The 24494-nt window shown below is 32.7% G+C and carries 21 protein-coding genes and 2 pseudogenes; 9 read left to right on the top strand and 14 right to left on the bottom strand.

Annotation, left to right across the window (positions count from 1 at the left end):
• Positions 1 to 75: 75 nt before the first annotated feature.
• From ACZZZT_RS07785 to ACZZZT_RS07755, 7 genes and pseudogenes are all read right to left on the bottom strand, one after another.
• A complete protein-coding gene (locus ACZZZT_RS07785; RefSeq protein WP_073396530.1) occupies positions 76 to 1710 on the bottom strand; it encodes an ABC-F family ATP-binding cassette domain-containing protein in 1635 nt (544 codons plus the stop codon).
• Positions 1711 to 1931: 221 nt separating this feature from the next.
• Positions 1932 to 3106, bottom strand: a pseudogene (locus ACZZZT_RS07780) (GlmU family protein).
• A 223-nt stretch (positions 3107 to 3329) separates the two neighbouring features.
• On the bottom strand, positions 3330 to 3851 hold the full coding sequence (locus tag ACZZZT_RS07775) for a Cif family virulence factor (protein WP_463459962.1): 522 nt from the start codon (positions 3849 to 3851) through the stop codon (positions 3330 to 3332).
• 3 nt (positions 3852 to 3854) lie between these two features.
• A complete protein-coding gene (locus ACZZZT_RS07770) occupies positions 3855 to 4262 on the bottom strand; it encodes a tautomerase family protein (protein ID WP_463459961.1) in 408 nt (135 codons plus the stop codon).
• Between the two features lie 52 nt (positions 4263 to 4314).
• Positions 4315 to 4437 (bottom strand): hypothetical protein, encoded by a 123-nt coding sequence (locus tag ACZZZT_RS07765; protein WP_463459960.1) that lies wholly within the window; start codon positions 4435 to 4437, stop codon positions 4315 to 4317.
• 26 nt (positions 4438 to 4463) lie between these two features.
• Positions 4464 to 4886 (bottom strand): Crp/Fnr family transcriptional regulator, encoded by a 423-nt coding sequence (locus ACZZZT_RS07760; RefSeq protein WP_463459959.1) that lies wholly within the window; start codon positions 4884 to 4886, stop codon positions 4464 to 4466.
• Positions 4887 to 5028: 142 nt separating this feature from the next.
• Complete coding sequence (locus tag ACZZZT_RS07755) at positions 5029 to 5283, bottom strand: type B 50S ribosomal protein L31 (RefSeq protein ID WP_029272307.1); 255 nt, start codon at positions 5281 to 5283, stop codon at positions 5029 to 5031.
• A gap of 248 nt (positions 5284 to 5531) precedes the next feature.
• On the opposite strand from ACZZZT_RS07755, the gene ACZZZT_RS07750 reads away from it, so the two are divergent.
• The 6 genes and pseudogenes from ACZZZT_RS07750 (at position 5532) to ACZZZT_RS07725 (ending at position 12611) form a co-directional block, all read left to right on the top strand.
• The gene (locus tag ACZZZT_RS07750; protein WP_042567300.1) at positions 5532 to 6062 is read left to right on the top strand and encodes a DUF4199 domain-containing protein; all 531 of its coding nucleotides are present in this window, start codon (positions 5532 to 5534) and stop codon (positions 6060 to 6062) included.
• 7 nt (positions 6063 to 6069) lie between these two features.
• Positions 6070 to 7017, top strand: coding sequence for a glycosyltransferase family 2 protein (locus ACZZZT_RS07745; protein ID WP_463459958.1), 948 nt, complete (start codon positions 6070 to 6072; stop codon positions 7015 to 7017).
• 154 nt (positions 7018 to 7171) lie between these two features.
• Positions 7172 to 8898 (top strand): annotated as a pseudogene (locus tag ACZZZT_RS07740) (phospho-sugar mutase).
• A 6-nt stretch (positions 8899 to 8904) separates the two neighbouring features.
• Positions 8905 to 9918, top strand: coding sequence for a PDDEXK nuclease domain-containing protein (locus tag ACZZZT_RS07735; protein ID WP_463459957.1), 1014 nt, complete (start codon positions 8905 to 8907; stop codon positions 9916 to 9918).
• A gap of 23 nt (positions 9919 to 9941) precedes the next feature.
• Positions 9942 to 11771, top strand: coding sequence for an ABC transporter ATP-binding protein (locus ACZZZT_RS07730; RefSeq protein WP_042567296.1), 1830 nt, complete (start codon positions 9942 to 9944; stop codon positions 11769 to 11771).
• Between the two features lie 138 nt (positions 11772 to 11909).
• Complete coding sequence (locus ACZZZT_RS07725) at positions 11910 to 12611, top strand: DUF2971 domain-containing protein (RefSeq protein WP_463459956.1); 702 nt, start codon at positions 11910 to 11912, stop codon at positions 12609 to 12611.
• Positions 12612 to 12824: 213 nt separating this feature from the next.
• On the opposite strand, the gene ACZZZT_RS07720 is transcribed toward ACZZZT_RS07725, so the two are convergent.
• The 4 genes from ACZZZT_RS07720 to ACZZZT_RS07705 form a co-directional block, all read right to left on the bottom strand.
• Positions 12825 to 13550 (bottom strand): hypothetical protein, encoded by a 726-nt coding sequence (locus ACZZZT_RS07720; RefSeq protein WP_042567294.1) that lies wholly within the window; start codon positions 13548 to 13550, stop codon positions 12825 to 12827.
• 105 nt (positions 13551 to 13655) lie between these two features.
• The gene (locus ACZZZT_RS07715; RefSeq protein ID WP_073396514.1) at positions 13656 to 13958 is read right to left on the bottom strand and encodes a DUF1493 family protein; all 303 of its coding nucleotides are present in this window, start codon (positions 13956 to 13958) and stop codon (positions 13656 to 13658) included.
• 104 nt (positions 13959 to 14062) lie between these two features.
• Positions 14063 to 16522, bottom strand: coding sequence for a TonB-dependent receptor (locus ACZZZT_RS07710; protein ID WP_463459955.1), 2460 nt, complete (start codon positions 16520 to 16522; stop codon positions 14063 to 14065).
• Positions 16523 to 16533: 11 nt separating this feature from the next.
• A complete protein-coding gene (locus tag ACZZZT_RS07705) occupies positions 16534 to 18219 on the bottom strand; it encodes a M23 family metallopeptidase (protein ID WP_463459954.1) in 1686 nt (561 codons plus the stop codon).
• Positions 18220 to 18398: 179 nt separating this feature from the next.
• Between ACZZZT_RS07705 and ACZZZT_RS07700 the strand changes: the two genes are divergently transcribed.
• The 3 genes from ACZZZT_RS07700 (at position 18399) to rny (ending at position 20760) form a co-directional block, all read left to right on the top strand.
• Entirely contained in the window at positions 18399 to 18689 is a 291-nt protein-coding gene (locus ACZZZT_RS07700) for a hypothetical protein (RefSeq protein WP_463459953.1), read from the top strand.
• A gap of 6 nt (positions 18690 to 18695) precedes the next feature.
• Positions 18696 to 18989: a cell division protein ZapA gene (locus ACZZZT_RS07695; protein ID WP_041516860.1), complete on the top strand. Its 294-nt coding sequence runs from the start codon at positions 18696 to 18698 to the stop codon at positions 18987 to 18989.
• A gap of 208 nt (positions 18990 to 19197) precedes the next feature.
• Positions 19198 to 20760: a ribonuclease Y gene (gene rny / locus ACZZZT_RS07690; RefSeq protein WP_042567289.1), complete on the top strand. Its 1563-nt coding sequence runs from the start codon at positions 19198 to 19200 to the stop codon at positions 20758 to 20760.
• A 363-nt stretch (positions 20761 to 21123) separates the two neighbouring features.
• Here rny and ACZZZT_RS07685 read toward each other — a convergent pair whose 3' ends face one another.
• From ACZZZT_RS07685 to ACZZZT_RS07675, 3 genes are all read right to left on the bottom strand, one after another.
• Positions 21124 to 22644 carry a PAS domain-containing sensor histidine kinase gene (locus tag ACZZZT_RS07685; protein WP_463459952.1) on the bottom strand — a complete coding sequence of 507 codons (1521 nt, stop codon included), beginning with the start codon at positions 22642 to 22644 and terminating at the stop codon, positions 21124 to 21126.
• A gap of 162 nt (positions 22645 to 22806) precedes the next feature.
• Positions 22807 to 23703, bottom strand: a complete 897-nt coding sequence (gene xerD / locus ACZZZT_RS07680; RefSeq protein ID WP_463462395.1) for a site-specific tyrosine recombinase XerD — start codon at positions 23701 to 23703, stop codon at positions 22807 to 22809.
• Between the two features lie 62 nt (positions 23704 to 23765).
• On the bottom strand, positions 23766 to 24389 hold the full coding sequence (locus tag ACZZZT_RS07675; protein WP_463459951.1) for a porin family protein: 624 nt from the start codon (positions 24387 to 24389) through the stop codon (positions 23766 to 23768).
• Positions 24390 to 24494: the final 105 nt, after the last annotated feature.

The raw sequence follows: 24494 nt of genomic DNA, 5'->3' as shown, positions 1-24494 counted from the left end.
TTTTTTATTTCTTCATAAAAAACAAAAAGCACAAGAATTAACTTGTGCTTTTTGTTTTTAATAAAACCGAAAATTTTACTTTTCAATCTCTCTCATAGAATCCATTTTTTTATGTGCAAGGAATCCTGCCACATCTTCAAAATGTTCTTTAACTCGTTTATTTCCAAATTCAAATACCTTCGTCGCTAATCCGTCAAGGAAATCACGATCGTGAGAAACCAAAATTAAAGTTCCGTCAAAATCACGCAATGCATCCTTAATAATGTCTTTTGTTTTCATATCTAAGTGATTCGAAGGCTCATCCAGAATTAACAAGTTTACTGGCTCCAACAATAATTTTATCATTGCCAAACGTGTTTTTTCTCCTCCTGAAAGCACTTTTACTTTCTTAGTAATATCATCTCCCTGAAACATAAATGCTCCAAGAATATTTTTAATTTGTGTTCTGATATCTCCAACAGCAATTGCATCGATTGTTTCAAAAATAGTAGCATTTTCATCTAATAAAGAAGCCTGATTTTGAGCAAAATATCCAATTTGAGAATTGTGTCCAATTTCAACACTTCCTTCATCTATACCTATTTCCTTCATGATCGCTTTGATCATGGTCGATTTTCCTTCACCATTTTTACCAACAAAAGCTACTTTTTCTCCTCTTTCAATAACAATATTGGCATCTTTAAAAACTACATGATCTCCGTATTTTTTAGACAATTCTTTTACTACAACAGGATATTGCCCTGAACGTGCTGCCGGCGGAAATTTTAATTTTAATGCAGAGTTATCAACTTCATCAACCTGAACAATAACCAGTTTTTCAAGCATTTTAACACGAGACTGCACTGCATCTGTTTTAGAGAAAGTCCCTTTAAAACGATCAATAAAAGCTCTGTTATCAGCAATCATTCTTTGCTGTTCATCATAAGCTTTTTGCTGATGAATACGACGATCTTTTCTCAATTCTAAATAATGAGAATATTTTGCTTTGTAATCGTAGATTCTTCCCATTGTTACTTCAATAGTACGATTCGTGATATTATCTACAAACGCTCTATCGTGCGAAATTACTACAACAGCTTTTGCCGAATTGATCAAAAATTCTTCAAGCCACTGAATACTTTCGATATCCATGTGGTTTGTTGGCTCATCCAGTAAAATTAAATCCGGTTTTTGTAATAAAATTTTAGCCAATTCTATACGCATTCTCCATCCACCGGAAAATTCAGAAGTCTGACGTGTAAAATCTTCACGTTCAAAACCTAAACCAACTAAAATTTTCTCTACTTCAGCTTCATAATTCACTTCTTCAATCGCGTAAAATTTCTCGCTTAAGTCAGAAACTCTTTCGATCAATTTCATATAAGCATCACTTTCATAATCAGTACGAACCGTTAATTGCTCATTAATTTCATCAATTTCGGCTTTCATTTTAAAAATTTCACCAAAAGCTTTTGATGCTTCTTCCATTACAGTCGAGCCATCTTTGGTCAATAAATGCTGAGGCAAATAAGCCACAACAGCATCTTTTGGAGTCGAAATACTTCCGGTTGAAGGTTTGCTCTGACCTGCAATTATTTTTAAAAGTGTCGATTTTCCCGCACCATTTTTACCCATAAGGGCAATTTTATCATTTTCATTTATAGCAAAAGAAACATCGCTAAATAATGTAGTTCCACCAAACTGAACCGAAATATCGTTAACTGTAATCATTACTTTCTGTGAATTTGTTTAATCGGTTAATCGTTTATCTGACAACCCATTTTTTTCGTGGTGCAAAGATAGATTTAATTAGATAATGTGCCAATTTGTTAATTAGATAATTCTCATTAAAGACAAAAAGCTTTTTAAACATAAAAAACTCCGCAAAGCATATAAACTTTGCGGAGCAAATATTTTCAATTATCTAATTGGCACATTGACTAATTAGATAATTAATCTTTTCTCCATTTTTTAGTTTCCTCAAAAATGTGCTCCAGAATTGAAGATTCAATTTCATCAAATTCTATGTTTCTTCGGCTCATTACTAATTTTGCCGTTTCAAAAGCTTTTTTAGTCACATACGTGGTAAAACCTGCAGCTCCTCCCCAGGAAAAACTCGGAACAAAATTGCGAGGAAAACCACTTCCGAAAATATTCGCGCTCACTCCTACTACAGTTCCCGTATTAAACATTGTATTGATTCCGCATTTACTGTGATCACCCATCATTAAACCACAAAACTGAAGTCCCGTTTTAGCAAAACCTTCTGTTTCGTAGCTCCATAATTTTACCTCTTCGTAATTATTTTTCAGGTTTGAATTATTGCTATCCGCTCCAATATTACACCATTCACCCAGAACAGAATCACCTAAAAATCCGTCATGCCCTTTATTTGAATTCGCAAAAAGAACTGAGTTTTTAACCTCTCCTCCTATTCTTGATCCGGGTCCTACGGTTGTTGCTCCGTAAACTTTTGCATTTAGTTTTACCTGTGCATTTTCGCATAAAGCAAAAGGGCCGCGAATTACGGTTCCTTCCATAATTTCTGTATTCTTACCTATATATATAGGCCCGTTTGACGCATTCAGTGTTACAAACTCCAGTTTTGCTCCTTCTTCAATAAAAATATTTTCGGGCGCAATTACATTTACACTTTTCGGAATTGGCTGCGATTTTCTGTCTTCTGTCAGATAAATAAAATCTTCACGAATTGCCGCATCATTTTTAGAAAAAATATCCCAGGTATGTTCAACTGTTAGACAATCATCATTATAATGAATAATTTCGTAGGAGTCAAAATCAACTTCTTCCTGATTTTCAGAAGTAAAAAAGCAACTACATCATCTCCTCTAAAAATAGCCTGATTTTCTTTTAAATCTGAAACAAGTTCCGCAAGCGTATCATTTGGCAAATACGCTGCGTTTATCATCACGTTTTCTTCCATTTCTACCATAGGGAATTTGGCAGACAAGTAATCTTCGGTTATTGTTGTTATGGTAGATCCCAGACGCATTTCCCATTTTTGACGAATCGTCATTATTCCGATTAAAATATCTGCAACCGGACGAGTAAATGTAAAGGGCAATAAGGCATTCCGAACGGGGCCGTCGAAAAGAATATAGTTCATAAAATTTGTGTTTGTTAAAATATTGATTTGGTTACCTGCCCCAAAGTTACAAATATTTTATTTTCTGTAATTAAATGTATTGTAGCAACGAAAGAAAATACAGCAGAAAAATATTAACCAATAAAACAAACAGAATAACTGATAAATAAAAACCTGCAGCTAAATAATTGTTTAATAAAATTCAATTATGTAAAGCATTTAAAATCGAAATCATAACAGTTTATTATTTTCTAATTTTAAGATCCGGCTGTTTAAAATATTTGACCAATTCTAAAGAATATATCACACTTGTAATCTTCCATTTTCCATCTCTTTTTATAAGATTTAGATACTTACTTCCCCAATTTGTCATTTTGTTATCTGCCCAAAAACTATAATCCATTGTTACAGAGGCAACGGTTCCGTCTTCGACAATTTTAATATTATCAAATTTATCTTCGGTTGTTTTATGCCTGAACAAACTTCGCAGAAATCCTTTGTAGGATCCCGAAAAATAACTATTTCCAGCTTCTGCCTCGCCTTTTTCTTTAATTTCTTTAGCATAAGTTCGCTCTTTGTAAGCTGCGCACCAAACAACATGATCCTCATTAAATAAACTGTAAAACACAGTAGAATCTTTTTCGATTACACTTTTTGAATAAGAATCAATAATATTTAGTATCTTCTTTTTATTATCCTGTTTTTCCTGGCTGTAACTTTCGATTGCTATCAAAAGTAAAAATGCCAGAACGCTGATCTTTTTCATTATTTAAGCTTTTGAAATTTTATTATTAATAATTTTATACTCTATCGTAATTCCTTCATATCCATAAGCATCTGCTTTCATTTCTTCTATCGCAGTATAACTAACCGGATGAACATTTCCCAATAGTAAAACAAGGGAATTGTGCAAAGTTTCTATAAACTTCGCCTTATCATCTTTAAGATTTGTGGAGTCTGAAATTTTAATAGTCAAAAAGAAACTATTCGTTTTTAACTCGGCTAAAGATTTCGAGTTTATAAACCACAGATAATCCGGAATAAAGGAAACAGTAACAACTGTAACTTCTGATTTTTTGTTTAGAATTTCTTTAGTGAGACTGCTAATCGCTATTACTAACTCTTTTGCCAAATCAGGATTTTCCTGACCACTGACTTTTAGATTAATTACCGGCATACTTCAAATATTTATTGATTATTGAAGTACAAAATTCAATCTAAATAAATACTTATTTATTGATGTATGTTAAGAGTTTTATTCGGCTTAGCGATTCAGGTTTTATTCCAAGATAAGAAGCAATATGATATTGAGAAACCTCTTGTTCAATTCCGGGATATATTTTACACAGCATTTCAAGTCTTTCTGCTGCAGAATTTTTCAGGAAAGAAGTTTCTCTTCTGCACTTTCTAATAAAAAGACATCAGAGATATATTTGGCAAGCTTTAAAAAAGCAAAATCTTCCTCAATTAGCTTATTAAATCGTTCAAAAGTAATATAGGAGATTTCGGTTTCGGCCAAAGCTTCAATATTGCAGTTTGTAGGAGCTTGAGTTAAATAACTTGTATAAGCAGTTACAAAACTGTTTAATAGATAAAAATCATTATTAAATTCAACTCCTTCCTTTTGAACATAAGATCTGAGTTTTCCTGAATTTACAATCCCTATAAACTCACAAACAGAACCTTCTTTTATTAAATGTTCTTTTTTCTTTAAAACTTTAAACTGGATTTCATTATTAAACTTTTCAAAATGATGTGTCTCTAGTCCCAGTTTTTCAAAAACATCTCTAAGTGAGTCCATATACATTTGGTTAAGTTATTTTATTCAAAGATAAAGATATCACGCAACAAGATTCGTCTATTTAAATATTATCTTTTTGACGTTTTAAATCCACAAAAAAAGCCTTCCGATTGGAAGGCTTTTGTATAAATAAAAACAGTTATTAGTTTTTAACGTGTTTTGCATATTTAGTTTTAAATTTATCAATACGTCCTGCAGTATCGATAAGTTTAGATTTACCAGTATAAAAAGGGTGAGATGTTCTAGAAATCTCCATTTTTACAACTGGATACTCAACTCCGTCAACTTCAATTGTTTCTTTTGTATCTGCAGTAGATTTAGTGATAAAAACTTCGTCATTTGACATATCTTTAAATGCAACTAATCTGTAATTTTCTGGGTGAATTCCTTTTTTCATCTTTTTCTTTTATTTATTGTTTGAAGTATTTTCATTTTGAAGCTTTTTCATGGTTAGAAAAAGGTGTAAATAAATAATACTCTTTTTGTTTAAAAACTTTTAATTATTTTGAGTTTGCAAATTTACAATTCTTTTTTAATATACAAATCTTTACGCCACTTTTTTTACTTAAATTCAAAAAGCTTTTTTCCCCGCGATTATATTCGGAATTACTATATTTGTGGATTAATTTTAAAACATATATAAATATGATTAATGAAGTTATAAAGAAGAATGGAATTACATATGGTGTAATGATCGGAATTGCATCTGCTCTAATTACTGCTACCATTTATGCAGTCGATTTAAATCTATTCGTTTCCTGGTGGTTTGGCTTGCTTGGTTTAGTAATAAACGTAACGATATCAATCATTTTGCTTTCTAAAACCAAGAAAGAATTAAATGGAATTTTTCCTTTCAAAGATGCCTTTACCACTTACTTTATTGCAGCGGTAATTGGTATTCTAATCTCTACTTTATTCAACATTGTCCTATTTAATGTTATTGATCCGGGAGCAAAAGACACTTTAAGCGAAATTATGATTAAATATACGGTTGGTATGCTGCAAAAGTTTGGCACTCCGGCTTCTACAATTAATGAAACTGTTGCGAAAATGAAAATAACAAATCCTTATTCTACTTTAGAATTAGTAAAAGGATCTGTTTTCGCTATTGTAATCTGTGCTATTTTCGGATTAGTTTTCGCAGCATTTTTTAAAAGCAAATCTACACAAGAATAAAAAATAAATGAATTTATCTATACTTATACCGCTTCTAAACGAGGAGGAATCACTACAAGAACTATATTCGTGGATTATTGAAGTGATGCAATCTAACAATTACTCTTATGAAATCATTTTTGTAGATGATGGCAGTACAGATAATTCCTGGGAAATTATTGAAGGTTTCTCTAACGAAAACCCCAATGTAAAAGGCATTCGTTTCATGAAAAATTTTGGAAAATCACAGGCTCTGCATGCGGGTTTTGCAAAAGCAAAAGGCGATGTTATTATTACTATGGATGCCGATTTGCAAGATAGTCCGGATGAGATTCCCGGATTATTTGAAATGATTACCAAAGAAAAATTTGATTTGGTATCAGGTTGGAAAAAGAAACGTTACGATTCTGTTGTGGCGAAAAATTTACCGTCTAAATTATTTAATTGGGCTGCCAGAAAAACTTCCGGAGTTGAGTTAAATGATTTTAATTGCGGATTAAAAGCATACAAAAACACAGTTGTAAAAAACATCGAAGTTTCGGGCGAAATGCACCGTTATATTCCGGTTTTGGCAAAAAATGCAGGTTTTAATAAAATTGGAGAAAAAGTTGTTATTCACCAGGCCAGAAAATATGGGGAAACCAAATTTGGTATGGATCGTTTTATCAATGGCTTTCTGGATTTGATTACGATTTGGTTTTTATCAAGATTTGGAAAAAGACCAATGCACTTATTTGGCTTATTGGGATCCATAATGTTTCTGATTGGTTTTTTATTAGCTCTGTACTTAGGAATCGATAAATTATTTATTCACAAAACAAGCCGCTTAATTACCGAAAGACCACATTTTTATCTATCCATAACATCAATGATCATAGGAACACAATTATTTTTAGCCGGATTTTTAGGTGAAATTATATTGCGTACTAAAAGCAATGAAGCACGTTATAAAGTAGCTCGAGAAGTTAATTTTTAAAGTAAAGACAATAAAATATGATGTTCCTGAATAATTCAGGAGCATCTTTTGCGTTCTTACAGGAACATAAAAATATTTTTTTGATAATTACTATAAAGCAGGATTATTCCTTAAAAAATATTATCTTTAATTAGAACATTAAAAACACATTTACATGAATATAGCACCTAATATTTTAAATGCTGTAAACGAATGGCTGACGCCTACATTTGACAATGAAACACAAGCGGCCGTTAAGGAATTAATGACAACGTCGCCAAAAGAACTTGAAGAAAGTTTTTATAAAAACCTGGAATTTGGTACAGGTGGAATGCGTGGTGTTATGGGTATTGGAAACAATAGAATTAACAAATATACGCTTGGTAAAAACACACAGGGTCTTTCAGATTACCTGCATGAAGTTTTTCCAAATCAACCATTAAAAGTAGTTATTGCTTATGATTGTCGTCATAACAGTAACACTTTGGCAAAGGTTGTGGCTGATGTTTTTTCTGCAAACGGAATTCAGGTTTATTTGTTTTCAGATTTACGTCCAACTCCGGAATTATCTTTCGCGCTTAAGTATTTAGGCTGTCAATGCGGAATCGTACTTACGGCTTCACATAATCCGCCGGAATACAACGGTTACAAAGTATATTGGCAAGATGGAGGACAAATTGTTCCGCCGGAAGATGCAGCAATCATCAATGTAATCGAAAATTTAGATTACGACAAAATCAAATTTAACGCAAACGAAAGCCTGATTCAATATATCGATACAGAAATCGACAAGGCTTTTATTAAATCATCTATAGAAAACGCAAGTTTTGATACTCCGGCTGAAGCCAAAGATAATTTGCATATTGTTTTTACTTCACTACACGGTACTTCTATAAAATCTATTCCGGATACTTTATCACAGGCAGGTTACAAAAACGTACACATTGTCCCTGAACAAGCGATTCCTGATGGAGATTTTCCAACAGTTAAATCTCCAAATCCCGAAGAACCTGAAGCTTTAACAATGGCTTTGGCTTTGGCAGACAAAACAAACTCAGATATTGTTGTTGGTACAGATCCTGATTGCGACCGTTTAGGTGTTGCTGTTAGAAACAATGATGGTAAAATGATTTTGCTTAACGGAAATCAAACCATGATTTTGATGACTTCTTTTTATTGAAACAATGGAAAAAAGCAGGCAAAATTAACGGAAAACAATTCGTGGGCTCTACAATAGTTTCCACTCCAATGATGATGGAACTGGCAACAAGTTATGGTGTAGAATGCAAAGTTGGCTTGACAGGTTTTAAATGGATTGCCAAAATGATTAAAGATTTTCCGGAGCTTGAGTTTATTGGCGGCGGAGAAGAAAGTTTTGGTTTTATGGTTGGTGATGCCGTTCGCGATAAGGATGCAGTTGCTGCTACTTTATTGATCTGCGAGGTGGCGGCTCAGGCCAAAGCTGCCGGAAGCACTGTTTACAAAGAACTTTTACAGCTTTACGTTGAAAATGGTTTCTATAAAGAATATTTGGTTTCATTGACCAAAAAAGGAATGGAAGGCTTACAGGAAATTAATCAGATGATGATTGATTTACGTGAAAATCCATTAAAAGAAATCAACGGACAACGCGTAATTATGGTTGAAGATTATCAATCATCTATTGCCTTAAATTTATTGACTGGCGAAGAATCTGCAATGGATATTCCGAAATCAAACGTATTGATTTATTATACTGAAGACGGTTCTAAAATTTGCGCAAGACCAAGTGGTACTGAACCAAAAATTAAATTCTATATCAGCGTTAATGCTGAATTAGAATCAGTTCAGGATTTTGACGCCGCAGAAAGTTTCTTAGACCAGAAAATACAAAATATCATTGCAGGAATGCAATTGAAGTAAATAATAATGAGTGACAAACCTGATATAAATAATCAGCCGAAACTATTAAATTCAATTATCGGATTAATAGATCAGACTCGTCATTTTGTTGCCAAAACGGTTAATCAGGAATTAACTTTATTATATTGGAATATTGGAAAAACGATCAACGAAGAAATTCTAAAAAATGATCGCGCAGATTATGGCAAAAAGATAATTCCAGCATTAAGCATTGCTTTAACTGACAAATACGGAATAGGCTTTAACAAACGAAACTTACAAAGCTTTGTCAAGTTAAACTCTACAATTGAGGACTTTACAATTTTGCACACACTGTGTGCAAAATTGAGTTGGTCCCATATCAGAACTTTAATTTATATTGAAAACGATATTAAAAGAGAGTTTTACATTCAGATGAGCGTTCATGAAAGATGGAGCGTAAGAACTTTACAGGAACGAATTGACAGTATGCTTTTTGAAAGAACTGCTATTAGTAAAAAGCCTGAGGAAACCATCATCAACGACTTAGCACTTTTAAAATCAGAAAAACAAATTAGTCCGGATCTAACCTTTAGAGATCCTTATTTTTTGGACTTTTTAGGACTTCACGATAGTTATTCTGAAAAAGATCTTGAAAGTTCTATTTTGGCACAATTGCAAAATTTCATTACCGAAATGGGAAGCGAATTTGCTTTTCTTGCCCGCCAAAAAAGAATCACAATCGACGACGAAGATTTTTACATTGACTTACTTTTTTACCATCGCGGTTTGCGCCGGTTAGTTGCTATTGATTTGAAATTAGGGAAGTTTAAAGCCGGTTATAAAGGCCAAATGGAATTATATTTGCGTTGGCTTGAGAAAAATGAACAAAAAGAAGGCGAAAACAAACCAATTGGATTAATTTTGTGCAGTGAAAAATCTCCAGAACAAATAAATTATTTAATGCTGGATAATGACGAACAAATAAAAGTATCAGCATATTTAACCCAACTACCAGAAAAAAATTATTGCTGGAAAAACTGGAAAAAGCAATTGCAATAGCAGAAAATAACATCTATAAATAAATGAGTAATTTCAAAAAAATAGTTCCTTTTATATATCCATATAAAAAATACGCTTTCTTAAACATCTTTTTTAATGTTTTATATGCGCTTTTTAGCACACTTTCTTTTGTTGCGTTAATACCGATGCTTCAGGTACTTTTTGACAAAAACAAACAAATTACGGTAAAACCGGAATACCAAGGAATTCTGGAAATTCAGAAATATGGTGAAGATTATTTAAGCTATTATATTACAACAACAAAAGGCACGCATGAGCCGGGTTACGTTTTATCTATAATGGTTGCGATTATCATTTCTATATTCTTACTAAAAAATCTGGCCGATTATCTGGCAATGTTTTTTATCACTTTTTTACGAAATGGTGTTCTGAGAGATATGCGAAATGCGATGTATAAAAAAACACTTGAATTACCGTTGGCTTTTTATTCTGAAAAAAGAAAAGGAGACGTTATTTCCAGAATTTCGGCTGACGTAAACGAGGTTCAGACTTCGTTTTTAGCAATATTAGAACTTATTGTAAAAGAACCTTTGACGATCATTTTTACAATAATTGCAATGCTAATTATTAGTGCTAAACTTACCTTGTTTGTATTTATTTTTATTCCCGTATCCGGATATATTATTTCATTAATTGGAAAGCAGTTAAAAAAACAATCTACCAAAGCACAACAGGAACAAGGTACTTTTTTATCAACCATAGAAGAAACTATTGGGGGATTGAAAGTCGTAAAAGGATATAACTCTGAAAACTATTTCAATACTGTTTTTCAAAATTCTACAGAACGTTTTTTCAACTTATCAAACAACATTGGTAATCGCCAAAACCTTGCCTCCCCTGCGAGTGAATTTATGGGAATTACTGTAATTGCCATCTTGCTATGGTATGGCGGACAAATGGTTTTAATTGACAAAACACTACAAAGTGCCTCGTTTATAGCCTACATGGGATTAGCTTACAACATCCTTACTCCTGCAAAGGCAATCTCAAAAGCTTCTTACGGAGTAAAAAGAGGAAATGCAGCTGCAGATCGTGTTTTAGAAATTTTGGATCAGGAAAACCCAATTACTTCTAAACCCGATGCAATCGAAAAAACATCTTTTGATAACAATATAACGGTTCAAAACATTAATTTTAAATACGAAGAAGAAACGGTTTTAAAAGATTTTTCTCTTGAAATTAAAAAAGGACAAACCGTTGCCCTTGTTGGACAATCGGGAAGTGGAAAAAGTACAATTGCTAATTTATTAACGCGTTTTTACGATGTTAATGACGGTGTTATTTCTATTGATGGAATCAACATTAAAGACATGAATTTGCAATCACTTCGTAGTTTAATGGGATTGGTAACACAAGACAGCATTTTGTTTAATGATACTATAAAAGCAAATATTTCCCTAGGAAAATTAGATGCTACAGATGATGAAATTATTGAAGCGTTGAAAATCGCTAATGCTTTTGAATTTGTACAAGAATTACCTTTGGGAATCTATACCAATATTGGTGATAGCGGAAATAAACTTTCCGGCGGACAAAAACAACGTTTATCGATTGCGCGTGCGGTATTGAAAAATCCTCCAATTATGATTTTGGATGAAGCTACATCAGCACTGGATACTGAAAGTGAAAAATTTGTTCAGGTTGCTCTTGAAAATATGATGCAAAACAGAACTTCGATTGTTATTGCGCACCGACTTTCGACAATTCAAAAAGCGGATTTGATCGTTGTAATGCAAAAAGGAAAAATAGTAGAACAAGGAACTCATGACCAACTAATTGCACATAACGGAACTTATAACAAATTGGTTACAATGCAGTCTTTTGAATCGTAATTAAAAGATATATTTTAGCTTAGCCACAGATTACACAGATTAACACAGATTCTTTTTTATAAATAATGAAATAAAATCTTTTAAAATCTGTGTAATCTGTGGCATTTTTTTGAGTATAACCCTCTAAATATTAAAGAAATGTACCTGAATAATCCAAATATAAAGTTGCCTGAAGATCCGGATACTATTGTTTGGAAATACCTTGATTTGTCTAAATTTTTAGATTTATTATTGTCTAAAAAATTATTCATGTCCCGCTCGGATAAATTCGAAGATCAGTATGAAGGAACTTTCAGCGAACCTACTTTTGATGAGATAAAAAAGCTAGCCATTGATAATCCTGACTTTTTAAATTACTACAAAACACATCGCGAAAAAGTAGCTGTGAGCAGCTGGCACATCAACGAATACGAATCGTTTGCGATGTGGCAGATTTTCACTCAAAACAGCGAAGGATTAGCCATTCAGTCAACAATTGGCAGATTGCAAAAAGCAGTAAAACCAGAGAATAATTTTGATCAATATATTGGAGAGGTCAATTATATCGATTACAGAAAAGAATATATTCCGTTTGATGATTTGTTCTTTCCGTTTTTATTTAAACGAAAAAGTTTTCAATATGAGCGCGAAGTCCGCATTTTAACTGATACTTCAAAAAGTACCATTAAATTAAACGACGGGTTAAAAATCAATGTAGATATCAATCAGTTAATTGAAAAAATCTACATTCATCCAAAGTCTGAAAACTGGTATAAAAAATTGGTAATTGAATTGGTAGAAAGACTTGGTTTTGATTTCGAAATAGAAAAATCAGATTTGGAAAGCGATATTTTGATTTAGATTTTTTTTTAAGTTGCTAAGGTTCTAAGATACTAAGATTCTAAGATGTTGAGTTTTTTTTCTTGCTTTACGTACATAGAAAAATCAAAAGGGTTCTTTTTATTTGATGATAATAAAAAACCATTTAAAAATTATTTCAGTTAATTTTTAAATGGTTTTTTGTGTAAGGTATTTAAAAACCTCAGTCCCTTAGAATCTTAGTATCTCAGAACCTTATATCGGTTTGTAGTTTTTAACCTCCCATTTTTTAGAAGCTAAATCAATGTAGTTATAATGCAAAACATCGTTTTTATCGAATTGTCCGTTTTGGTTGGTATCTTCGATTGTTCTAAAATACAAACGGCTTTTAGATTCAATTAAACTCCAGTCTACTAATTCCTGAAAATCTTCAGAAATTTTGGTAAAATGTTCACCGCTAATATTGCTTAAGTATAACGTTTTAATATCTCCCGAATCAATTTTACCATCTTTATTGGTATCAGCGTCAGCAAGAGTGTAAACCATTATTTGATTCTTCGTTTTATCAGCAACAGGCTTTAAATACGTAGCTGTTAAGATCAAAACTGGTTTATCAGACAAAGGTCGGATAGAATCTGAATCTGTTTTTTGAAATTTCAGATTTTGTAAATATCCTGTAATTTCATATTCTCCTAAATTAGAAATTGTAAAACTCAAATCGTTTACGCTCGAAGATCCGTAACGTGATTTTGTACCTCTTTCATAAACACGTAAATCTCCAACCGGATGAATTAAATAATTTGTTCCTTCCATCTGAATAGGCAAATCAGCCACTTCAATTTGTGTTGAATCTGTCTTGGCTACTACTTTTGCTTTATTTGAAGCATCATAAATTACTTTTGGTTGCTTCTGCACTTCATCTCTACAACTCACTACTGTTCCGATGATTACTAAGGCGATATATTTTAAATAGTTTTTCATGTATGCTAATTATATTGGAATATCAAATATAGTATTTTTGATTGTATTATTTATTTTTATTGAGGTTTAGTGAAGTAGTATATTGTATGTATATCAAATTAGATCTTATTCCAACTTACCAGTGATTAAAGATTTTTTCAGATCGTTTATTGTCAAATCTTTTTTCTTTTCCTTATTAAACAAACTATAAATCCACAAACTAATTGTATCTATTTCAGAATTGAAATGCTCTCCAAAATTAAAAGAAGTTATATCTACATTAAACTCACTTGAAAACTTCATCAAAAAATCTTCCGCTTCATCTCCATAGATTTCTAAATCTTTTTCAATATAACAGTTGGGTGATGCATCATCAAAAAACTTTCCAGTTTCTTCTTTTAAAAACTTATAAAATTTAGAATTATCCATCTCGTTTAAATTTAATTACCACCTTCCTCTAAATAAAACGCATAAAAAAGTTAATTCTTACAATAAAGACGTGAGATAAATCTACAAAAATGCAATAATACTAGTTACAACCTCGCATTCAGCTTCACATTAAAAACGCGTGAAGTCATGTAATTTGGAATCGCATATTGATTTTTAGAATATACATCGCGAACCCAGGTGTTTGTTATGGCATTTTGATTATTGAAAAGATTGAAGATTTCTAAACCAAGAGACAATTCCTTAAAGTTTTTTATCCAGCCTGTTTTAGAACTTTGTGTATTGCTATCCACAAAAACCTTTGCAAAACCAACATCGGCTCTGCGGTAATCATTTAATCTGTTTTGATACAAATATGGATCGGAATAAGATGGCGAACCGCCTGGTAAACCTGTATTATAAACCAAATTCAAATACAATTTTACACTCGGAATATTTGGCATGTAATCCTGAAACAACATGGCAAATTTTAAACGCTGATCTGTTGGTCGGGCGATATACCCTTTGTTTTCGTAATTCTCTTCGGTTTTTAAATATCCAAAACTAATCCAAGATTCAGTTCCGGGAACAAATTCTCCGTTTAATCTAAAATCTAGACCTTGCGCATACGCTTTTGCATTATTGTTGGCGATATAGCGAATTCGAACATTATCTATCGAATACACATTTACATCTGAAAGCGATTTATAGTAAATTTCAGCAACCCATTTAAACGGGCGGCTCCACATTTTAAAATTATAATCGTTGCTCAAAACAATATGTACAGATTCCTGCGCTTTTACATTTGGATTTACAACACCATTTAAATCACGAAGTTCTCTATAAAATGGCGGCTGATGATACAATCCTCCCGAAAGTCTGAAAACCATATCCATATCCCAATCTGGTTTTAAGGCAAATTGCGCACGCGGACTAAAAACAATTTGATTTTTTCCTTCGACCGCTGCACCGGAAACATCCCAACTCTGGAAACGTGCTCCAATATTATACCAAATTTGGCTTGAACCAATCTCTGATTGATTGTTATATTGCGCATAACCAGAATATCTGTTTATGGTATTAAAATTAGTCGCACGAACATCCTGATAAGGCAGCAAAGGTCCGGTGTAAGGTTCGTATGGCTGATTATTTATTGGAATAATTGGCGGATTGATTGAAAATCCTGCAGAATCAATCATCTCCCACTCTACTATTCTATCACGAATGGATTCTCTGGTATATTTTAAACCAAATTCTAACTGACTATTACTCCATTCCTTAAAACCTTTAATTTCTGCATTTGCAATTAAAGCATCCAGATCATTTCGCGCGTGATTGAGTTGAGAACCAATTCCGCGTGTAAAATCAACATTGTCGATATCGGTTTCACCATCAGCATTTACATTTCCTAAACGATATTGTGCCAAAATATCAAAATGTTCCTGTTCTGTTGTGTGAAATATTGAACCAATCAATTTTAAGGTAAAACCTGGCGAGACTTTATAAGTAGTTTTTAAAGCGCCAAAATAAGTATCATATTGATCTTTTTCCTGACCTTCATAATAAACCGCCAAAGCCATAGGCTGATCTATGGTTCCAAATTTAGTTTCGCGGGTTAAAGGCTGATATAAATATTTATTTCGCGAAATATTTCCTAAAAAACTCATTTGCCATTTCTCAGAAATATCATAATTGATATTCGTCTGAACATCAACAAAAGTTGGCGTATAATTGGTTTGTGTATCCTGACTATTTACAAGTAAACTATTGTTTCGATAACGAACCCCAGTTACGGCAGACCATTTTTTATTTTTAGAAACAGCATCAACAGCAACACTTCCGCCAAGAAAACTGGCTTCTAAAGCTGCGCCAAATTCGGTTGGCTTTCGATACGTAATATCTAAAACGGAAGATAATTTATCGCCAAATTTTGCCTGAAAACCACCGGCAGAAAAATCTACGTTCTGAACTAAATCTGTATTGGTAAAACTCAAACCTTCTTGCTGTCCCGAACGAATTAAAAATGGACGATAGACTTCAATTTCGTTTACATAAACTAAATTTTCATCATAATTTCCACCTCGAACGGCATATTGCGTACTCAATTCGTTATTTGAATTTACCCCTGGTAAAGTTTTCAGTACATTTTCGATTCCGGCGTTTGCCCCTGGAATTTTCTTGATCGTTGAGGCATCAATAACCGTAATTCCCTGAACGCGTTTTTTATTATTCGAAGAAACAAAAACTTCTCCCATTTGCTCTGCCGAATTACTCATAACCGGATTAAAAACAAAAATCTCATTCGGTTTTAAATTCACCGTAAGACTCATCATTTTTAATGAAATATGAGTAAAAATCAGGGATGTTTTTTTATTCGAAGGAATTTCTATTTCAAAAAAACCATTGGAATCGGTTTTAGAAGAACTTCCTGAAGCGACAATATTCACATCAGAAACGGGACGTTTTTCACTATCTAAAATAATTCCTTTTACACGAGCATTTTGAGCAAATGAGATAGAACTAATGCACAAAAAAAGGAAAACGAATATTAATTTACTCTGGTTCAAACGTTTTGGTTTTATTTTTGTTGACTTCTAAAAAAGTGAGTTTCAAAGATAGCAGAATTACCTACATTATCAACCACTTCAATTTTTAAATCGTTTGCACCTTCTGCAACAAGGCTATCAGCATCAAACTTGTGCGTAATTTTTCTGGTTTTATTATCATATTCAAACAGGACCCAATTTCCGTTTAAATAACCGTTGTACGATTTAATTCCGGATAAACTGTCGCCAATTGTAAACTGAATCGATTTCATATCGCTAATCCATTTATCCTGAATTGGTTTTGCTATTTTAATAACCGGCGCTATGGTATCGAGCACCAAACCATATTGTCCTAAAATTTTTGCTTTAGCGGTAAAAACATCACCTTTTCTAATTGTTCCGTTATAACTGTTATTTTTTCCTATGTACAGTTTATCTCTTAAAGTTTCAGAATAAGTGCTGTCTTTAATAGTAATCGTGAAATTTGAATGTACAGGAATTACATCTTCATGAATATAAATTTTGTTGTTTTTTACATCAAAATTCATATTAAAATCATCATAGAAAGTTCCTGCCGGAAAAAATACCGACATATTATCTTTTTCGAAGTTGGTATCCCTGTTATATTTTACAAAATATTTTGAAGTAACAGGTTCTGCATTGACAATTGGTGTAGCCGAATCATATTCGATGGGAACATTTACTGAATTTAAATTTCCAAAATAATCAGAAACTTCAATACGATAGGTCGACGCCAAATTAGGCTCAACCGGCACTATTCCGCGAAGCGAATCTGTTTTAATAATACTCAGGGCAAAAGGTGTTTTCATGAATAACTTCTGCACTCTTTGTCCGGATTTTTTATATCTCGGATAATCAACCAACGCGTTTATATAGCGCATTTCATCAAACGAATACGTATTGAATTGATAATTATAATTTTGATTTCCGTTGAAAAAAGTCGAAACATTATAAACGCCATTTCTATTTCCCGAAACATCATCAAAATCAACAGCCGTGATTCCGAAACCAATTTTACCGTTTGCTTTTACTTTGTTAGCCAGATAAGTTCCATCTTTTTGAAGCGAAAGATTTAATAGCAAAGGCAATTTTGACTGATTTGCCGTTGTTCCGTCAAGCGGATAAACGAGCACATTTGAAATAGTTGGTTTTTTAGTGTCTTTTAGATTTTTATCAAAGCCAAAAAACATTGGATTGATTACAAATTCAGTTTTAGAATCGCGAAATTCAAAATGCAAATGCGGACCTTCTGAAGATCCTGTATTTCCGGAAAGCCCAATTATTTGCCCTTTTGTAACCGGCAGTTCATCCGGTTTTAGAAACATTTCAATTTCAAAAGCTTTTTCTTTATAATGTGTTTTTAAAACATAATCCTGAATGGCACCAACTGGAGTTTGCAAATGCCCGTAAACAGAAGTGTACCCGTTTGGGTGTGTAATATAAATGCATTTTCCGTTTCCAAAAGTCGAAATTTTGATTCTCGAAACATATCCATCGGCAACAGCATACACATTTAAACCTTCTCTTTGATTTGTTTTTAAGTCAAAACCAGCATGAAAATGATTAGGTCGCAACTCTCCAAAATTCCCCGAAAGCTGCATCGGAATATCTAAGGGAGGGCTGAAATAATCTTTTGGGTATTGGTTTTGGGCAAAAAATAAATTACAAAAAAATAAGGTAAATAGTGAAAATCTCATAAGCAACATTTTTGCTAAGATAAAAAATTAACCAGCAAAAACCGAGGATTTGGCTACAAAAATACAATTCACTGAAATTCATTTATTTGCCTATTTTTAATGCAAAAAAATCGATAAAAAATTGCATTAATAAAAAGGAATACTAACTTTGTATGATTAAGTAATGAATAGGATTTATAATGAGTGTAATTGCCGAAATAATTGATACTCTTGAATATAAGATCGAAAAGCTTTTTGAGAAGTCAAAGGGGTTGGAGAAAAACAATCAGGAATTACGATTACAACTAGCCAAAGCTGCGCAAATCATCCAGAAACAATCTGAAGAAATGGAAGCTTTGAAGAAGCAGTATGATACACTTAAAATAGCCAATTCGTTGCTCGGCAGCGACAATAACAAGAGAGAGACAAAGCTTAAAATAAATTCATTAATTCGCGAAATAGATCACTGTATAGCACAATTATCTGACTAGAAAAACATGGACGGAAAGCTTAGAATTAAAATATCAATCGCAGACAGAGTTTACCCGTTAACGGTAGAACCTACTCAGGAAGAAGGACTTAGAAGTGCTTCTAAAAAAATTGATGCTATGATAAAGCAATTCGAAGAAAGTTACGCAGTTCGCGATAAGCAAGATGTATTGGCCATGTGTGCCCTTCAGTTTGCTTCACAAGTAGAACAAAAACAAATTGATAACGCAATCGATGGAGAAGAAACCATCGAAAGAATTAAAAGATTAAATTCGCTTTTAGATCAATATCTCGAAAATTAAACGTTCTTTACAGAAACTAAGATACTGCCTACATTAGTTCACAATTGGTAAACTCAACACTAACAAATTAGAATGAGCAAATCGTCGCTACTATAGTATGCCATGCTTCGGCTTGGAAACTTGAACAGTGAGTTAGCTCAAAACTTGTCTTTACGAGTTTATTCAAGCAATTAATGTAGGCTTTTTTTATATATAAATTTTAACAAACATGGACATCATAACGATCATTATTTCAGGTATTGTAGGGATTGCAGCAGGTTTTGCAATCGCTAAAATTATCGAAAAAAGCAATATTTCTAACTTAATCAAAAACGCTAAAAAAGAAGCAGCTTCCATTTTAAAAGATGCAAATTTAGAGGCTGAAAATATTAAAAAAGATAAAATTCTTCAGGCAAAAGAGAAATTTATCGAATTAAAATCAGAGCATGAACAAGTTATTTTGGCAAGAGACAAAAAAGTTGCCGAAGTAGAAAAAAGAGTTCGCGACAAAGAATCTCAGGTTTCAAATGAATTATCAAAAGCTAAAAAAGTAAATGATGATTTTGAAGCTAAAACGCTTGAATATACTAATAAAATTGAAGTTTTAGATAAAAAACAAGCCGAAGTAGACAAATTACACAAAAGCCAATTACAACAATTAGAAGTAATTTCAGGACTTTCTGCTGACGAAGCAAAAGAACAATTAGTAGAAGGTTTAAAAGCCGAAGCTAAAAGTAAAGCAATGTCTCATATTCAGGAAACAATTGAAGAGGCAAAACTTACAGCTCAGCAAGAAGCTAAGAAAATTATCATCAACACTATTCAAAGAGTTGGAACAGAAGAAGCTGTTGAAAATTGCGTTTCTGTTTTTAACATCGAATCTGATGATGTAAAAGGTAGAATTATTGGTCGTGAAGGGCGTAACATTAGAGCGCTTGAAGCTGCAACCGGAGTTGAAATCATTGTTGATGATACACCGGAAGCTATTATTCTTTCTTGTTTTGATCCGGTTCGTAGAGAAATTGCTCGTTTGTCATTGCACAAATTAGTAACTGACGGACGTATTCACCCGGCACGTATTGAAGAAGTTGTTGCTAAGACAGCGAAACAAATCGACGACGAAATTATCGAAGTTGGTAAACGTACGGTTATCGATTTAGGAATTCACGGTTTACACCCGGAACTTATTAAAGTTGTGGGTAGAATGAAATACCGTTCATCTTACGGACAAAACTTATTGCAACACTCAAGAGAAGTTTCTAAACTTTGTGGTATCATGGCGGCTGAATTAGGCTTAAATGTAAAACTGGCAAAAAGAGCTGGTTTACTTCACGATATTGGTAAAGTTCCGGATACTGAAAGTGATTTACCTCACGCTTTATTAGGTATGCAATGGGCTGAGAAATACGGTGAAAAAGAAGAAGTTTGCAACGCTATTGGAGCTCACCACGACGAGATTGAAATGAAATCATTACTTTCTCCAATAGTTCAGGTTTGTGATGCTATTTCAGGTGCAAGACCAGGCGCAAGACGTCAGGTTTTAGATTCTTACATTCAACGTTTGAAAGATCTTGAAGAAGTAGCTTACGGATTTAGCGGTGTAAAAAATGCTTATGCAATCCAGGCTGGTAGAGAACTTCGTGTAATTGTAGAAAGCGAAAAAGTTTCTGATGATAACGCAGCAAATTTATCTTTCGAAATTTCACAAAAAATCCAAACTGAAATGACTTATCCAGGTCAGGTAAAAGTGACTGTAATTAGAGAAACAAGAGCGGTTAATATTGCTAAATAATCTCAACTTAAATATAAAAAACAAAAGGCTATCTTAACAGATAGCCTTTTGTTTTTACACTACATCATCTCTAACGTTGTGTATATTTTATAATACAGATCAACACGAAAACCTGTAGAGAGAGAAAAAATTAACCACGGAGAACGCAAAGTTTTTTAAATATACTAGTAAAAACACAAAGTTCACAAAGCTTTGCGAACTTAGATTGTGTAAACACAACTTAAATCTTAGTGAACTCTGCGAAAAACCTTTGTGTTCTTTGCGTTAAAAATAATTAGACAGCTATATGTTTTAATGCAAGTGAAATGTCTTTTCCTAATTTTTAAACTATGAAATCTATGTTCCTATATGTTTAAACAAATCTTACATATCATTAAAGACGATTTTAAAACTCGTTCCCACTCCTACTTCACTTTCTACAGAAATCGTCCCTTTCATGGCTTCAATTTGATTTCTGGTGATATATAAACCAATTCCCCGGGCTTCCTGATGTTTGTGAAATGTTTTATACATTCCGAATAACAAATCACCATAAACAGCCAAATCGATTCCTAAACCATTATCTGTAATTTTTAATGATTTATGCCCGTCGGGTTCGATGGCAAAATCAAAAGTAATAACAGGATCTCTATCAGGATGGCGGTATTTTATTGCATTTGTGGCAAAATTCAACAATACACTTTCCAGATAAGCCGGATTAAAATTGATCGTTAAATATTCAGGCACATTATTTACAATCGTAACATTCGTTTGTTTATCGTAGCCTTTAATTGTAGTAACGGTTTTATCAATATATTCCTTTAGTCGTAAAGGCATAACGGCAATATTAATATTGCTTTGTGTTTTTACAATTTGGGTTAAATTAGAAATTGTTTCATTCAAATCATTAGAAACAGTTCTTAGATGAACCAACATTTCATTGATATTTACTTTATCAACATCGGCATCAATAAAATCCAGAATCGATTTTATATTTCCTGCCTGTGTATTTAAATTATGCGAAACGATATGCGAGAAATTCAATAAACGACTATTTTGGTCGCTGTAGAGTTTCATTGTTTTTAAAAGTTCTAATTCTTTTTCTTTTTGAAGAGAAACATCAGTATGGGTTCCTATAACTCGCAATGGTTTTCCGTTTTCATCACGATCTATAACTTTTCCACGATCTAAAATCCATTTATAATTTCCGCTGGAAGTCATTACACGATGATAATTTTCATAGTAAGGAATCTTATTATCAAAATGTTCCTGTATGTCTGAATAATATTTTGGAAGGTCGTCAGGATGCACAATTTTATCCCAACGTTCGGGTTCGTCAAAAATATCTGCCGAATCTAATTCTAAAATTTTAAGTGAAAGAGAAGAATAGAAAACACTGTTTGTAACCATATTCCAATCCCAGATTCCCGCGGTTGAAGCTTCGAGGGCAAACTGAAAACGTTCTTCGGAAATACGTAATTTTTCTTCTTTATCTTTTAAGTCTGTAATATCCGAAACATGCCCGTAAAAACTCACACAACCATCTAAAGCCAATTCGGTTTTTGAAGAAATCTTAAACCAGCGCAATCCTTTTTTGGGTAAAATTGCTCTGAATTCAAGTATCCACGGCTTAACTTCTCTTCGAGATTTAACCAAAGACTGAAAAAACAAATCCCGATCATTGGGATGAATTCGATTGTAAATTACTAATATACTTTCATTTGAAAATGTACTTGACGGAAGTTCAAAAATATCATCGGCAGATTTACTGACTAGCGGAAAACTGTAATTATTATTACAATCGATAATAAACTGAAAAAGTAAATCAGGCATTTCAGCAAATAACTTTTTATAAAAATTATTCACTTCTAAACAGTCCTCATTTTCATATAAATCAAAAACCATATATTCTCTTTTAATGCAAATTCAATTATTAAAATAATCTTCAAACCAAAAACAGAAAAAGACTTAAGTTATTGTTTTCTACCTCTATTAATGTAAAAATTTAAGACAAGGTATTAATTTTTATTACATAAAATTATAATTTTGAAAGAATTATACTCAAACTTATTTCCGTGGATGAAAAGAATGCATCACTTCTTTCAGGAAACTTCGATCTAAATGCACATAAATTTCTGTAGTTGTAATCGACTCATGTCCAAGCATTAACTGAATTGATCTAAGATCTGCACCGTTTTCAAGCAAATGTGTTGCAAAAGAATGACGCAATGTATGCGGACTAATGTTTTTATGCAGATTGATTTGTAGAGCCAGATTTTTTATAATGGCAAAAATCATCGAACGTGTAAGCTGTCCCCCTCTTCTATTTAAGAACAGCGTATCTTCAAAACCTTTTTTGATATTTATTGTATTCCGAATTGAGTTTTGGTAAATCTCAATATATTTTTGCGTTAATTTTCCAATAGGAACAAAACGTTCTTTATTTCCTTTACCTGTGATTTTAACAAAACCTTCTTCAAAAAATAAATCAGAAATTTTAAGCGAAACCAGCTCAGAAACCCTAAGTCCGCAACCGTATAAAGTTTCCAGCATTGCGCGGTTTCTCTCGCCTTCATTCGAACTCAAATCTATCGCGGCAATAAGCGCATCAATTTCAGAAACAGATAAAGTATCCGGCAACTTACGCCCTGTTTTTGGCGATTCGATTAATTCTAATGGACTGTCTTTTCTATAATCTTCAAAAATCAAATAATTAAAAAAGCTTTTCAACCCGGAAATTATTCTGGCCTGCGAACGTGGATTTACTTCTTTTGAAACCGAATAAATAAATTCCTGTACCGCTTCGTCAGTAATATTTATGGGAGAAACTTCAATTTGATTGGTTTCTAAAAAAAGACACAATCGCTCAATATCGAAACCGTAATTTTCGATTGTATTTTTAGACAATCCTCTTTCGATGCGTAAATACGATTGATAATCTTTGATATAAGTATTCCATTTCATATTTACAAAGTAAAACATTTTTAGCATAAAAAACCTTCGGGATTAGGGAAGGTTTTATGATATTAGAACTTGTAAGCGAGAGATAACGCCAAAACACTATTACGGATTTTTGTATCGTCTCCAGATTCAGTTTTTGCAATATTTGATAAACCTATATTATAACGAAGATCAGCCATTAAATGCTGATTAATATTATAACCGACACCAATAACAAAACCAAAATCAATAGATTCAAACGCTTCTTTAACACCCTGTTTTACAATTGGACTATATTGAGTTAATTTAGTTGATATTTTTGCCGATGTTAAAAACCCAACTTGTGGTCCGGCCTCAATAAAAGATTTTTCATCTGCAGAATATTTAAAGAGAACTGGCACATTTACATAGGAAAGATTCCATTTAATATCTCCTGTATCATAAACACCAAATACATTGGCCCCAGCATTTTTCATTTTTGTAACCTGATTAGAATACAAAACCTCAGGTTGAATATCGAATTTATCAGATAATTTGATTTGGGTTAGAGCACCGATATTGACTCCAAACATTGGTCTTAAATTCAGTCCACGAGTATCTCCAGCCCAGCTTGACAAGTTTAAACTGCCTTTTATTCCTACTTTAAAATCCTGAGCGTTTACAAAACCGCATAACATAACTGCAATAGCAGGTAAGATAATCTTCTTCATTTTTTTCACTTTTATCGAAAACAAATGTAGCTTTTTTCTCTCAAAATAAAAATTCAATAAAAAAACCTTCCGGATTAGGGAAGGCATTATATATTCTAAAAAATA

The organism is Flavobacterium sp. AC274, assembly GCF_979258275.1.
Note: the sequence above shows the minus strand (reverse complement) of the source record. Positions and strands in the feature narration are given on the sequence as shown.